The sequence below is a fragment of the Enterococcus sp. DIV0682 genome, from assembly GCF_051712685.1.
Lineage (GTDB): Bacteria > Bacillota > Bacilli > Lactobacillales > Enterococcaceae > Enterococcus > Enterococcus faecalis.
Genome location: NZ_JBIOPK010000001.1, coordinates 2,076,940 through 2,091,922, shown reverse-complemented (window position 1 = coordinate 2,091,922; position 14,983 = coordinate 2,076,940). Strand labels below are relative to the sequence as shown.

General features: G+C 34.9%; 14 protein-coding genes. 11 read left to right on the top strand and 3 right to left on the bottom strand.

What is annotated here, in order from left to right:
- The first annotated feature begins 14 nt into the window (after nucleotides 1-14).
- Entirely contained in the window at nucleotides 15-326 is a 312-nt protein-coding gene (locus IGK96_RS10070) for a hypothetical protein (RefSeq protein ID WP_002366283.1), read from the top strand.
- Between the two features lie 46 nt (nucleotides 327-372).
- Here IGK96_RS10070 and IGK96_RS10065 read toward each other — a convergent pair whose 3' ends face one another.
- From IGK96_RS10065 to IGK96_RS10055, 3 genes are read right to left on the bottom strand one after another with little or no spacing between them, the layout of a single operon-like run.
- Nucleotides 373-1,527 (bottom strand): pyridoxal phosphate-dependent aminotransferase, encoded by a 1,155-nt coding sequence (locus IGK96_RS10065; RefSeq protein WP_002355768.1) that lies wholly within the window; start codon nucleotides 1,525-1,527, stop codon nucleotides 373-375.
- 15 nt (nucleotides 1,528-1,542) lie between these two features.
- The gene (locus tag IGK96_RS10060; RefSeq protein WP_002355769.1) at nucleotides 1,543-2,265 is read right to left on the bottom strand and encodes an amino acid ABC transporter ATP-binding protein; all 723 of its coding nucleotides are present in this window, start codon (nucleotides 2,263-2,265) and stop codon (nucleotides 1,543-1,545) included.
- A complete protein-coding gene (locus tag IGK96_RS10055) occupies nucleotides 2,258-3,721 on the bottom strand; it encodes an ABC transporter substrate-binding protein/permease (protein ID WP_002355770.1) in 1,464 nt (487 codons plus the stop codon). The genes IGK96_RS10060 and IGK96_RS10055 overlap by 8 nt, the downstream gene beginning before the upstream one ends.
- Before the next feature lie 170 nt (nucleotides 3,722-3,891).
- Here IGK96_RS10055 and IGK96_RS10050 point away from each other — a divergent pair, with 170 nt between their 5' ends.
- From IGK96_RS10050 to IGK96_RS10005, 10 genes are all read left to right on the top strand, one after another.
- Nucleotides 3,892-4,998 (top strand): iron-containing alcohol dehydrogenase family protein, encoded by a 1,107-nt coding sequence (locus tag IGK96_RS10050; RefSeq protein ID WP_016617482.1) that lies wholly within the window; start codon nucleotides 3,892-3,894, stop codon nucleotides 4,996-4,998.
- A gap of 158 nt (nucleotides 4,999-5,156) precedes the next feature.
- Nucleotides 5,157-6,302, top strand: coding sequence for a tRNA guanosine(34) transglycosylase Tgt (gene tgt, locus IGK96_RS10045; protein WP_002355772.1), 1,146 nt, complete (start codon nucleotides 5,157-5,159; stop codon nucleotides 6,300-6,302).
- A 60-nt stretch (nucleotides 6,303-6,362) separates the two neighbouring features.
- Complete coding sequence (gene yajC / locus IGK96_RS10040) at nucleotides 6,363-6,761, top strand: preprotein translocase subunit YajC (RefSeq protein ID WP_002383336.1); 399 nt, start codon at nucleotides 6,363-6,365, stop codon at nucleotides 6,759-6,761.
- Nucleotides 6,762-7,022: 261 nt separating this feature from the next.
- Nucleotides 7,023-7,328: a post-transcriptional regulator gene (locus IGK96_RS10035; RefSeq protein ID WP_002355774.1), complete on the top strand. Its 306-nt coding sequence runs from the start codon at nucleotides 7,023-7,025 to the stop codon at nucleotides 7,326-7,328.
- A gap of 157 nt (nucleotides 7,329-7,485) precedes the next feature.
- The gene (gene adhE, locus IGK96_RS10030; protein WP_002388933.1) at nucleotides 7,486-10,083 is read left to right on the top strand and encodes a bifunctional acetaldehyde-CoA/alcohol dehydrogenase; all 2,598 of its coding nucleotides are present in this window, start codon (nucleotides 7,486-7,488) and stop codon (nucleotides 10,081-10,083) included.
- Nucleotides 10,084-10,395: 312 nt separating this feature from the next.
- Nucleotides 10,396-10,761 (top strand): lactococcin 972 family bacteriocin, encoded by a 366-nt coding sequence (locus IGK96_RS10025; protein ID WP_010828612.1) that lies wholly within the window; start codon nucleotides 10,396-10,398, stop codon nucleotides 10,759-10,761.
- An 87-nt stretch (nucleotides 10,762-10,848) separates the two neighbouring features.
- On the top strand, nucleotides 10,849-11,931 hold the full coding sequence (locus IGK96_RS10020; protein WP_113851319.1) for a hypothetical protein: 1,083 nt from the start codon (nucleotides 10,849-10,851) through the stop codon (nucleotides 11,929-11,931).
- Nucleotides 11,932-12,008: 77 nt separating this feature from the next.
- Nucleotides 12,009-13,181 (top strand): IS256-like element IS256 family transposase, encoded by a 1,173-nt coding sequence (locus IGK96_RS10015; protein WP_000195429.1) that lies wholly within the window; start codon nucleotides 12,009-12,011, stop codon nucleotides 13,179-13,181.
- A gap of 211 nt (nucleotides 13,182-13,392) precedes the next feature.
- Complete coding sequence (locus IGK96_RS10010) at nucleotides 13,393-14,310, top strand: hypothetical protein (RefSeq protein ID WP_113851320.1); 918 nt, start codon at nucleotides 13,393-13,395, stop codon at nucleotides 14,308-14,310.
- A complete protein-coding gene (locus IGK96_RS10005) occupies nucleotides 14,300-14,932 on the top strand; it encodes an ABC transporter ATP-binding protein (RefSeq protein ID WP_010828615.1) in 633 nt (210 codons plus the stop codon). Before IGK96_RS10010 ends, IGK96_RS10005 begins: the two co-directional genes overlap by 11 nt.
- The last annotated feature ends 51 nt before the right edge of the window (nucleotides 14,933-14,983 follow it).

Genomic DNA, 14,983 nt, shown 5'->3' with positions numbered 1-14,983 from the left:
AAGGAGGCAAACAAATGACTGAAAAAATTGCTGTTTTTACAGGGAAATTAGCAGAGGCTGGTGTGTTAAATGAGACGCAGCCATTGTCAATGCGATTACATTTAGAAAATATCCAAGCAGAAAGTGATCCAGAATCCATTGTTCCCTTATTTTCTCATGGGGTAATTTTAAACATACTTGTTGAACAGTTAGAGGAAAGTATCCCACTGTCTCACTTGAAAAAAGGAACCAAAGTCCGTTTCACAGTCGTGGGCTTGCCACCGATGACTATGTCGATTCCACCGCATGTTGGTGGGCAAGCGATTGAATTGATAGAAGAAATCTAAAAAGCTTCTGCATTAGCTATGATTATTAGCTAATGCAGAAGCTTTTTTATTCAAAGGTCATTCTTTCAATTCGATCGAACGCTTCCTTTAATAAATCTAAATTTTGTGTTGCGGCTAAGCGAATGTACTCATCGCCCGTTGTTTCACCAAATGCTTTTCCAGGAATCACTAATACCTGTGTCTCTTTTAAAAGCTTTTCCACAAAAGGGACGGAAGTTAGTCCAGTTTTTTGAATATTAATGAAGGCGTAAATACTTCCTTTGACTGGATGAAGCGAAAGGAAAGGGATCTTTGCTACTCGTTGGGCCACATACTCTAAACGTGTTTGGAACACTTCAACGATTGGGTCTACAAATTCGTCAAAATGTTGTAACGCATAGATTCCTGCTTGCTGTGACAACGTAGGCGCAGAATACGTAACGCCTTCATTAATTAATTTGGCTACTTCGTTAATATAGTCTGGGGCAATCATATAACCAATACGCCAACCAGTCATTGCAAAGGCCTTTGAAAAGCTACCAAAAGTGATAGTATTTTCTGGAGCAAACGTAGCCATGGGAGTAAACGTTTCTTGGAAACAAAAGGCTTCATAAACTTCATCTGAAAGAATGTATAAGTTGTGTTCAATCGCTACCTGTGCAATTTCTCTGAAAGTTTCTTCAGAGAAAACAGCGCCTGTCGGGTTATTCGGTGAATTAAGAATAATCGCTTTGGTTTTAGGCGTGATTTTTTCTTTCAAAAGAGCTACATCAATTTGGAAACCATCTTCTTCATAGGTTGGCAAAAAGACCGGAACGCCATCTGCTAAAAGAACTTGGTCTTTATAAGGAGAGAAATAAGGTTCATGAATAATCACTTCATCTCCAGGATTTAGAATCACTTGTAAGGCAAGGTACATTCCGTGCAGAGCGCCAACTGTGGCCCGGACTTGATTCGGTTGAAAAGATAATTGATAATGTGACTGATAAAACTGAATGACCGCCTCAATGAATGCCTCGCTACCATCAGAAGCGGTATATTTTGTATGCCCATTTTTGGCATCGTTAGCTGCTTGTTCGATAATCCGCTCATCGGTAATTAAGTCAGGGTCACCAATCGATAAATCGATTAAATTTGGGGTCTTTTTCGCTAATGTTGCAATATCCATGAGTAAATTTTCAGTAGGTTGTTGGTAACGTGTTGCGATATTCTTGCGATCCATACCAGGTGCTCCTTTTTATAAAACTTTTCTTAGAAAATCTTGTGTTCTTGGGTTTTGTGGCGCATCAAAAATTTCTTCAGGTGTGCCTTCTTCTTGAATAATTCCTGCATCCATAAAAATGACACGGTCCGCGACTTCTTTTGCGAAACCCATTTCGTGGGTAACCACTACCATTGTCATCCCTTCAATAGCTAAATTTTTCATAACGGATAGCACTTCGCCCACCATTTCAGGGTCTAAGGCAGAAGTTGGTTCATCGAACAGCATCACGTCAGGGCGCATGGCTAAAGCACGAGCAATCGCTACCCGTTGTTGTTGCCCACCAGAAAGTTGAGCGGGATAATTTTCTTTTTTATCTGATAAACCAACTTGTTCCAGTAAAGAAAGAGCATGTTCTGTGGCTTCGGCAGCAGCTTCTTTTTTTACTTTAACAGGACTAATCGTTAAGTTTTCCAAGACATTTTTATGCGGGAAAAGATTGAAATTTTGGAATACCATTCCCATTTTTTGACGAAGTTGATCAATGTTGGTATTTTTATCTAATAAATTTTTTCCTTCAAATTCAACGCTGCCACCAGTTGGTGTTTCTAATAAGTTCAGGCAACGTAAAAAAGTACTTTTACCACTACCAGAAGGGCCAATAATTACGACAACTTCACCAGCTTCAATTTCTAAGTCAATTCCTTTAAGTACTTCATTTTTTCCGAATGTTTTCTGTAAGTTTTTAATGTTAATCACTAGTACTCATTCTCCTTTCAGCAACACCTAATAGACGTGAGATAGTAAAGGTTAGGACGAAATAAATCAACGATACAATTAAGTAAGGTAAGAAGGGTTTAAAACTTGCTCCTTGAACGTTGCCAGCTTGGAAAATTAGTTCCGAAACACCAATGACTGAAACAACGGAAGATTCTTTAATTACTGTAACAAATTCATTGCCTAACGCTGGTAAAATATTTTTAATAGCTTGTGGGAAAATGATGTATCGCATTGCTTGGTTTTGATTCATTCCCAAAGAACGAGCAGCTTCCAATTGTCCTTTATTAACTGCCTGAATACCAGCACGAATAATTTCTGCTACATATGCACCACTGTTTAGAGAAAGGGCAATACAACCAGCTGCTACTTTTGATAAGTCTAAACCAAGAACGCCTGTCCCGAAATAGACAATAAAAATTTGAACAAGCAAAGGAGTGCCACGAACATATTCAATATAAGCAATGGCAATGCCACGTAAAATTTTGGAATTGGCTAACTTCATTAAGGCAAGTAATGCCCCTAAAATGGCACCAAACAAAACACCAATGAAAGCTAGGAAAATGGTATAGCCCGCACCGTTAAGGTAGAACTTTCCATACTTTTGTAAAAAGCTTTGATCTTTTTGGAACATTAATTGATTGGCTTCTTTTTTATAACCGTCCATTAATTTTTGATCATTAATTTGTTTAATAGAGGCATTTACTTTCTCCGTCAAAACGGGCGCATCTTTAGGAAAAGCAACGGCAGTATCTTTTGAGCCTTTTTCAAAGGTAACATCAGCAAAAGCTAAATCCTCATTTTGAGAAACATAGGCTTCGCCAACCGGTTCTTCCATAACGACTGCATCTAATTTATTATTTTTTAGATTCATAATTAAATCTGGAATTTTTTGAAGAGAAGTAGGGACAGCACCGGTTAATTCGGTTTTAATTAATTCTTCTTGTGTCGTTTGCTTTTGGGCACCTGCACGAACGCCTTCGAAATCTTTAGTGGAATGAAATTTATCTTTGTCTTCTTTCCGAACAATGACTCTTTGTTGAACGTTCATATATGGTTGAGAAAAAGCTACTTCTTTTAATCGTTCAGGCGTTGGCGACATGCCAGAGATGACCATGTCAATCTTGCCAGTTTTTAAGGCCCCTAACAGAGCATCAAAGCCTAGTTCTTCGATTTTTAATTTAACGCCTAAATCGTCGGCAATTTTTTGAGCAATAGAAATATCAAAACCGACAATTTTATCTTCACCATCTACTTTTGCATGAAATTCATAAGGGGCATAGTCTGCGGATAAGCCGACAACTAGTTCTCCTTTTTGGATGATTTTGTCATAGACTGGATCGTTTTCGGCTGCAAAAGTTTCTTTAATAGGTAATAATGAGAGCAACAAGAATAAAATTGGTAAAATCGTCTGTAGCCATTTTTTACATTTGGTCATTTGCGTAAACTCCTTTTTGTATTATTTTTATAAATATTCAAAAAAAGCGAATAAATGTATAAAAATTTATTGTGTTATGATGTGGTTTATCATATCATAGAATATGTAAAAGGAAAAGTAGTAGAGTTGAAAAAATACAACTTTTTCAAAAAAATTTTCAAAAGTCAAAAATGAAGGGGATTTTCAAGATGGAACAATCATTAATTGTGAGAGGGACACCACAAGAGTATCTTTGCGAAATTGGTTCGTGGGAATTATTAGAAGGACAACTATTATGCAGAAATATTCATCGTGTATTCATTTTACACGGGACTGAGTCATGGCAAGCGGCAAAACCGTATTTTCCGACGTTTCAAAAAGTAACAGCTGTTTTTGAAAACTATGGAGGTGTTTGTACAGATCAACGTGTGCAAGAGTTAGAAGCGCAAGTGCTGGACAATCATTTAGAGGCCATCGTCGCTGTTGGTGGAGGAAAAGTGGCCGACTTGGGCAAAGCCTTAGCACACAAAATGGCGTTACCGGTAATTATTTTGCCCACTTTAGCAGCTACTTGTGCGCCGTGCACGCCATTGAGTGTAATGTATCGAGAAGATGGAGCAATGGAACGGTATGACGTTTTTCCGCAAGCAAACGCTTTGGTGTTGGTAGAACCAAGAGTGTTATTGCATTCGCCTCGGTCCTTAATGGTGGCAGGTATTGGGGATACATTAGCTAAATGGTACGAAGCAGATGCGATTATTTCGCAGTTAGATGTCCAAGTGTTACCTATTCAAGTTTCTCATTTTGCCGCGGAAAAATGTCGCGATATTTTGTTAAATGAAAGTATCAATGCTTTAAAAGCGATGGAAGAGCAGCAATTAAATCAATCGTTTATTGATGTCATCGAAACGAATTTAATTATTGGTGGAATGGTGGGTGGCTTTGGCGATGATTATGGTCGGACAGCGGGTGCCCATTCCATTCATGATGCACTAACTTTGCTGCCAGCTAGCCATCAACAATTGCATGGAAACAAAGTGGCGTATGGTGTGTTTGTTCAATTAGCCATTGAAGAGAAATGGCAAGAAATCGATGAATTAATTCCTTTCTATCACCAACTAGGTTTGCCTATTTCTTTAAAAGAAATGGAGATGGACTTAACTGAAGCCGAGTATCAAGAAGTAGCAGAACGTGCTTGTATAGAAGGCGAAACGATTCATTATATGAAACAAAAAATTACCCCTGAAATTGTGAAAACAGCGATGCAAGATTTAGAAAAATATACAGCGACAAAATAAGTGCCAAACAGCAACTAGCTCATTTGAATTATTTGAACTAGTTGATGTTTTTTAAGGATCCTTTTTTGAAAAAAGAAACCTTGAGAAATCCTTGCAAATTCAATAAAAAAAAAGTATGATGATGGGAGGACAAATTATAGTAGAAAGTAGGGAAATGAATGACGGAACCAGCCATTCGTTATCGTTTAATCAAAAAAGATAAACACACAGGTGCGCGTTTAGGTGAATTAATTACTCCTCACGGCACATTTCCAACACCAATGTTTATGCCGGTAGGTACACTTGCGACAGTTAAAACAATGTCACCAGAAGAATTAAAAGAAATGGGTGCCGGTGTTATTTTAAGTAATACTTACCATTTATGGTTACGCCCAGGTGAAGATTTAGTCGAAGAAGCAGGCGGTTTACACAAATTTATGAACTGGGATCAACCTATTTTAACTGATTCAGGTGGCTTCCAAGTCTTCTCATTAAGTGATATGCGGAAAATCGAAGAAGAAGGTGTGCATTTTAGAAATCATTTAAATGGTTCAAAAATGTTCCTTTCTCCAGAAAAAGCGATCAATATTCAAAATAAATTAGGATCAGATATTATGATGAGCTTTGATGAATGTCCACCATTTGATGAAAGCTATGAGTATGTCAAACGTTCGATTGAACGGACTTCTCGTTGGGCTGAGCGTGGCTTAAAAGCCCATGCGAATCCTGATAGACAGGGATTATTCGGTATTGTTCAAGGTGCGGGATTTGAAGATTTACGTCGTCAAAGTGCTAAAGATTTAGTGAGTATGGATTTTCCTGGCTATTCGATTGGTGGCTTATCTGTTGGTGAGTCTAAGGAAGAAATGAACCGAGTCTTAGACTTTACGACACCGTTAATTCCTGAAAATAAACCACGTTACTTAATGGGTGTGGGTGCCCCTGATTCATTAATTGATGGAGTGATTCGTGGGATTGACATGTTTGATTGTGTGCTACCAACACGTATTGCGCGCAATGGTACTTGTATGACTTCACAAGGTCGCTTGGTTGTTAAAAATGCCCAATATGCAAGAGATTTTCGTCCGCTTGATGAAAAATGTGATTGTTATGTTTGTCGTAATTATACGCGGGCCTATATTCGTCATTTGATTAAATGTGATGAAACATTCGGAATCCGTTTAACATCGTATCATAATTTATACTTCTTGTTAGACTTAATGAAAAATGTCCGTCAAGCAATTATGGACGACAATTTATTAGAATTCCGACAAGCGTTTTTTGAAGAATATGGCTTTAATAAAGCGAATGCAAAAAGTTTCTAAAAATTAGAGGAAAAAACTAGTTCTTCAAGCATTTTTTTGATACAGTTAGTAGTGTGAATAATGCAGAGTGAGGTGAAACAAATGGGTGGCGGATTTACAATGATTTTTACATTAGTCCTTTTAGGAGGAATGATGTTTTTCATGACACGTTCTCAAAAGAAACAACAACAAGAACGTCAAAAACAACTAAACGCAATGAAAACTGGCGATAGTGTTGTCACAATTGGTGGTTTACATGGTGTTTTAAGTGAAATCAACGAAAAAACAGTTTTAATCGATTGCGAAGGTATTGTCTTAGAATTTGACCGTGCAGCAATTCGAACTGTAACACCTGGAACTGCTGTTACAAATGATTCAGCAGTAACTAGTGTACCAGTCACAGAAGTTGAAGAGACAGTCACAGAAGAAGTAACTGAAGTTCCTGAAACATCAGATCCTTCAAAAGAAAAGAAAGACTAAACGGTTCAACTAATTCATTTAATGGTTAGAGAGAGCGGAACAGGCTTTTCAAAGGCGAAACTGTGACCAGTAGTCACACGAGAAAGCCAATAAGAAGAGATAATTCCTATTCCGCTCGTGTCGTTTATCTTAAAATGTAGGACTAGGAAGGTAGGTCATTTGGACTTACGTCCTAAGTCCTTTTTAACTATTAAGTTTACAAAAAAGGTTCCTTTTTATAGTGTTGGAAGATAGTTAAAAAGTGAGCAATCTTTCGCTTGGTTGGAAGGAGAAGAGCCCATGACAAAGGAAAAATTAAGTTGGTTACAACAAAAAATGCTCAATAAAAGTATTAAAAAGAAGTGCCAAAATTTTCGTGAACTAGGTTATTCTTCCATCAACGAAGAAGATTTATTGACTTATTTACTCACCTATCGTTGGAAAAAACAAACCCATTTATCTGTCAAAGACTGTCGTAAAGACATTCAGAAGGTTAAGCCAAATGAATTTTTTGACTATCAACAATTATTGGCACAGACATCAAAAAATCCTTTAAGGGACTGGCATGATATTGAAGACTTATTCTAGAAAAAAGAATAGGTCTTTTTTTTTGAGATAAAAAAAATTATAAATAGTTGTGAAAAATATCACAAAAACTATTTACAAGATTCGTTTTATGTTGTATGATGTGAATGTGAAATAGTTAACAAAGTTTTTTTAAAATGAAACTCTTAGGAGGATGAACATGGTTAAAACAGTAAAAAAAGAAAAGACAGAAACGGTTGATGTTTCATCAATGATTGATGAATTAGCAACAAAAGCGAATGTCGCTTTAAAAGCAATGGAAGATTTTACACAAGAACAAGTAGATCACATTGTCCATCAAATGGCGATGGCGGCGTTAGACCAACATATGCCTTTAGCAAAAATGGCTGTCGAAGAAACTGGCCGTGGAATCTATGAAGATAAAGCAATCAAAAATATGTATGCATCTGAATACATTTGGAATAATATTAAACATGATAAAACAGTGGGTGTAATTAACAAAGACGAACAAACCGGTTTAATGGAAATTGCTGAGCCAGTTGGCGTGGTATGTGGGGTCACACCAACAACAAACCCAACGTCAACAACTATTTTTAAATCACTAATTGCCTTAAAAACAAGAAATCCAATTGTTTTTGCTTTCCATCCTAGCGCACAAAAATGTTCGGCAGAAGCGGCACGTATTGTACGGGATGCGGCGATTGCAGCAGGTGCACCAGAAAATTGTATTCAATGGATTGAACAACCATCGATTGATGCAACATCTGCTTTGATGAATCATCCAGGGATTGCCATTGTTTTAGCAACTGGTGGCGCAGGCATGGTAAAATCTGCGTACTCAACAGGTAAACCAGCACTAGGCGTTGGTCCTGGGAACGTACCAGCTTATATTGAAAAAACGGCTAAAGTAAAACGTGCGGTTAATGATTTAATTGTTTCAAAATCATTTGATAATGGAATGATTTGTGCTTCTGAGCAAGCGGTCATTGTGGATAAAGAAATTTATGCTTCTGTCAAAGCTGAGTTTGAAGCACACAATGTTTACTTCGTGAAACCGAATGAATTACAAAAACTAGAAGATGCAGTGATGAATGAAGGTAAATACGCAGTAAATCCAGCGATTGTCGGTAACTCTGCAGAAAAAATTGCTGAATTAGCAGGAATTAGCGTACCAAAAGGCACAAAAATTTTAGTCGCTGAATTAGAAGGTGCAGGTCCAGAATATCCATTATCAAGAGAAAAATTATCGCCAGTTTTAGCAATGATGAAATCAAACAATGCAGAGCATGCATTTGAACTATGTGAAGCGATGTTAAACTTAGGTGGTTTAGGACATACAGCAGTAATTCATACAGAAGATGAAGAGTTACAAGTTGCTTTTGGTTTACGTATGAAAGCTTGTCGTATTTTAGTGAATACTCCATCAGCAGAAGGCGGTATCGGTAACATTTATAACGAAATGATTCCATCCTTAACACTTGGTTGTGGTTCATACGGGAAAAACTCTGTTTCTAAAAACGTATCAGCCATTAACTTAATTAATATTAAAACGGTAGCGAAACGGAGAAATAATATGCAATGGTTTAAATTACCTCCAAAAATTTTCTTTGAAAAAAATTCTTTACAATATCTACAAAAAATGGAAAATGTTGAACGTGTCATGTTAGTTTGTGACCCAGGTATGGTTCAATTTGGCTATGCAGATATCGTACGTAAAGAGCTACAAAAACGTAAAAATGATGTGAAAATCGAAGTATTTTCTGATGTTGAACCAAACCCATCAACAAATACTGTTTATGCAGGTACCAAAATGATGGTTGATTTCCAACCAGATACAGTGATTGCCTTGGGTGGCGGTTCTGCAATGGATGCGGCGAAAGGCATGTGGATGTTCTATGAACACCCAGATACAGAGTTCTTTGGTGCAAAACAAAAATTCTTAGATATCCGCAAACGGACATATAAAATTGCCAAACCAGAAAAAACACAATTTGTTTGTATCCCAACTACTTCAGGAACTGGTTCAGAAGTTACACCATTTGCCGTTATTACTGATAGTGAAACACACGTGAAATATCCGTTAGCAGACTATGCGTTAACACCAGATGTAGCGATTGTTGATCCACAGTTCGTAATGTCTGTGCCAGCTTCAGTCACTGCAGATACAGGTATGGATGTTTTAACACATGCTATTGAATCTTATGTTTCCGTGATGGCTTCAGATTACACACGTGGTTTAAGTTTACAAGCAATCAAGTTAGTTTTCGATCATTTAGAAAATTCAGTGAAACGTCCAGATATGGAATCTCGCGAAAAAATGCATAATGCATCAACCATGGCAGGGATGGCATTTGCCAATGCATTCTTAGGTATTTGTCACTCTATTGCTCATAAAATTGGTGGGGAATATGGCATTCCACATGGTCGTACAAATGCGATTTTATTACCACATATTATTCGTTACAATGCGAAAGATCCATCAAAACACGCAATGTTCCCTAAATATGATTACTTCCGCGCCGATACTGATTATGCAGACATTGCAAAATTCTTAGGCTTAAAAGGAAATACTACCGCAGAATTAGTAGAAGCTTTAGCAACAGCAGTAGCAGACCTAGGTAAATCAGTCGGAATTGACATGAACTTGAAAGCCCAAGGTGTCTCACAAGAAACATTAGACACCACGGTTGATCGTATGGCAGAACTTGCATATGAAGACCAATGTACAACTGCAAATCCGAAAGAACCATTAATTAGTGAACTAAAACAAATTATCTTAGATGCTTATGTAGGATAAAAGTATTTAGGAAAAGACCTGGCAAAAACGCCAGGTCTTTTATAATTATAATTTTAAATTATTTTTATTATAAAAAAATGATTTAAAAAATTATAAATATTTCTTCATATTTATTTAGAAACTTGAATTTTCAGTATCTTTGATGAATTATAATTTATATGTGTTTTTTTGTAGGTGTTAATATTATATAGTAAGGTTACTTTCGATAGTTCGTTATTTTTATAAAATATTTATTAATTTTTTTTTGAAAACCCTTTTAATTTATTTTTGATTATAGTATAATTAATTTATTCTTAATTAAGGGGTGTTTTTATGAGGAAAATTATTCTTTTAGGTTTGTTGGTTGTTGTATCAGTCTTTGGACGTGGGTATGCTTATGCTAACGGGAATGAGGACAGTGAGGCAATAGCTGGTGGTGGAATGGATGCAACTTTTGTTGGAGAACCTGATGAATACAAAACTAAATTTAGAGCTGCTGCAGGGGGCGGAGATTTTTCTTGTGGAGTAAATGGCTTTAAAGTATGGGCTAGTTACTCTCACGGAAGATTAACTCACAGTGCTACAGCAAAGAATGGTTGGGGAGGCTCTGTCCGAGACAAACAAAGAGCTGGGAGACGAGCTTATGCTACTTGTAATGCAACGTTAAGAGGAAATACAGGTTGGTGGAATATTTATTAAATAATAAGCTTGGAATATAAATTAGTTCTTATATTCCAAGCTATTTTTTATAATAAGAAAATAATTATTGATTAGGGAAGAAAAGAGATGCTAAAAAAGTTAATTTTTTTATTGAGTAGTGTGATATTCACATTATCAATGTTTACTTTATTTATTGTTTTAGAAAATAATCTTTTAGAAAATCTGTTATATGATGACGTAAAGGAACTCCATATAACTTATGATAAAGATAAAGATACCGATAAGTTAGCCGAAGAATTACAAAAAGTTTCTTTAGAAACAAAAAGTACAGTGGCTCAATATAACTTTACTGAGATAAATAAACTAATGATTATTTCGGCAAATCCACAGAAACAATTAAAGTTAGAATCTGGGGGATATCCTACAAATAATTCGACTAAGTTTGCTTCAAATAGGAGCGGGAAAAACAATATAGGAAGGTTGAAAATTCCTAATAATCTTATGGAAGTTAATTTATTTTCATTTTTCCAATTGAAAAATGTAGGCATGGGTAGCGTTTTTTATGTTAAAGGGGATTTAAAGAAATTCATTGAGGTATTCAAAAATTATGGACATGTTACAGTGCAAGAATCAATAAAAGCTTCAATATTAAATGCTGACGATATCCAATTAACTATTCTACTTTATTTAGTGCTTTTCTTTAGTATAAGCCTTGTTATGTTAGTATTTACCCAAAAAAAAGTGGTTGCTATAAAAAAAATGTTGGGGTATCCTTTGAAAAGTATGCTAATTGCTTCGTTTAGGAATTTTTTACCGGTTCTATCTGGTTTTTTGTTAGCAAGCACATTTTGTATCATTCGTTTTTGGACCGTAGATAGAACACTAATAGTAAAAACAATTCTATATACTACTAGTGCTGTTTTGCTGTTAAGTTTGGTTTATTTATTGTTAATGGGAATTTTGATACAAAATATTAACATTATAAATATAATAAAAGGTTTTTTTAGAGGAAGAGTAGCATTAGCTGTTTTAGCAGTTTTGTTAGTTCTTTCTTTAACACTGTTTTTTAAACAATCTATGGTTACACAAAATAATTTTCAAAAATTAGTTAAGTTAAATTTACAAGAAGAAAATTGGCTACAGACAAAAAAGTTATATACCTTGAGAATTACGAATCAATTAAACGATAAAGTCCGTATAATTGTGTAAAAGTAAAAAGGCCATATAACAGTCCTTTTACGGTACAATGTTTTTAACGACAAAAACATACCCAGGAGGACTTTTACATGACCCAAGTACATTTTACACTGAAAAGCGAAGAGATTCAAAGCATTATTGAATATTCTGTAAAGGATGACGTTTCTAAAAATATTTTAACAACGGTATTTAATCAACTAATGGAAAATCAACGAACAGAATATATTCAAGCAAAAGAATATGAACGAACAGAAAACCGACAAAGTCAACGAAATGGCTATTATGAGCGCAGCTTTACGACACGTGTAGGCACGCTAGAATTAAAAGTACCCAGAACACGTGATGGCCATTTTTCACCCACAGTGTTTGAACGTTATCAACGAAACGAAAAAGCCCTCATGGCTTCAATGTTGGAAATGTATGTATCAGGCGTTTCAACTCGTAAAGTATCAAAAATTGTGGAAGAACTTTGTGGTAAATCCGTCTCTAAGTCCTTCGTTTCTAGCTTAACAGAACAGCTAGAACCTATGGTTAACGAGTGGCAGAATCGTTTATTATCAGAAAAAAATTATCCTTACTTAATGACCGATGTACTCTATATAAAAGTACGAGAAGAAAATCGAGTACTCTCAAAAAGCTGTCATATAGCGATTGGAATAACCAAAGATGGCGACCGTGAAATTATCGGCTTCATGATTCAAAGTGGCGAAAGCGAAGAGACCTGGACAACATTTTTTGAATACCTAAAAGAACGCGGTTTACAAGGTACGGAACTCGTTATTTCTGATGCGCACAAAGGATTAGTCTCTGCCATTAGAAAATCCTTCACCAACGTAAGTTGGCAAAGATGCCAAGTTCACTTCCTAAGAAATATCTTTACCACCATTCCTAAAAAAAATTCAAAATCTTTCAGAGAAGCTGTTAAAGGAATTTTTAAGTTCACAGATATTAACTTAGCGCGTGAGGCTAAAAATCGATTGATTCATGATTATATCGATCAACCAAAATATTCAAAAGCTTGCGCATCATTGGATGATGGATTCGAAGACGCCTTTCAATATACCGTACAAGGAAATTCCCACAATCGACTAAAGAGTACCAATCTAATTGAACGACTGAATCAAGAAGTACGCAGAAGAGAAAAGATTATTCGCATCTTCCCCAATCAAACATCAGCCAATCGCTTAATTGGAGCCGTTCTTATGGACCTACATGATGAATGGATTTATTCTTCAAGAAAATACATCAATTTTGATAAGTAGAAATGGTAAAAACATTGTATAGCATTTTACACAGGAGTCTGGACTTGACTAATTAAACAGAAATAATCAACAGGAGGAAAAGGCTTATCTTGAGAAGGCTCAAAAATTTTATCATAATATTTCCAAAAAATATCCTACATTTATTGTAGCACCTTACAACTACGTAGAACTCCAAAAAAACAAAGCAAACAAGCCTATTTATGTAGGTGAGATGCGGGGGTTAACTGCTGAAGAATTTTTAACAGAACCAGGTGGAATTGATATTATTATCGATAAAAATTATTTAGAAAGAAATCCAATTGCTTTTGTCAATAATAATGAGGTAGATAGGATAAACACGCATTCAAATGAATTGTACGTGTTAATTCCAGAAAAGTACAAACATTTAATAAGTAAAATTAAAGAAAATTATGAAGAAGCAACACGTTTTTATTTACAAGAAGAACCACCGAATCAAGAGATTATATTGAAAGAAATAAAAGTAACACCTATTTTAGTAAAAAATAATCAGAGATATTTTACTTATAGTACGTATTATGGAACAGAAGAAAATCAAAATATGATTGTAGACCCGATTGCAATAATTATGAACCCTCATCTTATGAGTGGTTTATTCTGGGGGAATATTTTAACTGAAAATGGTGGTTTGGTTATTGATTTTGAACATATAGGAGTAGATGAACCGTTTAATTTGTTGCAAACAGATATTAGAAGAGAAAATTTACAAAATGTAATCATTTCAACAGAATCTGTTTACAGAAATGTTGGCGATGCTATTTTTCGAAATAAGAAACGTTTTATTGAAAATAGTGTTCAGTTAGCTCTTTTGATTGTCTTACTTACAGCATTAAATAGTTTGTTTGTATCAGGAATCTATACTTTATATCTAAAAAAAGTGTTTGTAAAAAAAATGTTAGGCTATTCAATCGTAGAGCAAGCAATGGATGTTATTTTTTTTCCGATAGGGTTAGAATTACTTACGTTAATCGTCACTCAATATTGGCTAGGCATAAATCAATTAAATGTAGTATTTATTTTATATTTAATTTTATTAAATATTATTTGTTTTACTGTTTTTTCAAAAAGAAAGACAAAGGAATTTTTTAAGGAGAGTATTTATGATTATTGAAGCTGAGAATTTATCGATTAAGAGAGGGAATAAACAAATCGTTTCCAATTTTTCTTTTACAGCAGATTTTGGAGAATTCATTATTATAACTGGAAAAAGTGGTTCTGGAAAGACCACATTAATCAATGAATTGAGTTTGTTAGAAAATCAGCATTCTGGCATATTGAATTACTATAATAAAAGTGAATTAACAAATAAAAGAATTCAATTGTTGAGAAGAAACTGTATTAGTTATATGTTTCAAAATTATGGGTTAATCGAGTCAATGAGTGTACTTGACAATCTTAAATTAGCATTGAAATTTAATAAAGAAACAGATGAATCAGCTGTCGATGCGTATTTAGAAAAATTTGAATTGTCTAACTTAAAAAAGAAAAAAGTTTCTTTTTTAAGTGGAGGTGAACAACAAAGAGTGGCTTTAATTAGAAGTTTGTTGAAACCCTTTGATATTCTTTTCGCAGATGAACCTACAGGAAATTTAGATCAAGAAAATGGAATGATTTTAGTAAACTATTTACAAAATTTAGTTACACAAAGTAATAAGTCAGTAGTTATGGTAACCCATGATGAAAATCTGTTTCAATATGCAAATCAAATTATACATTTGACAGAAAATAAGTAAATTTTTGGTAAATAAAAAATAAGCAAGATTTAAGTATTCTTACTTAGACCT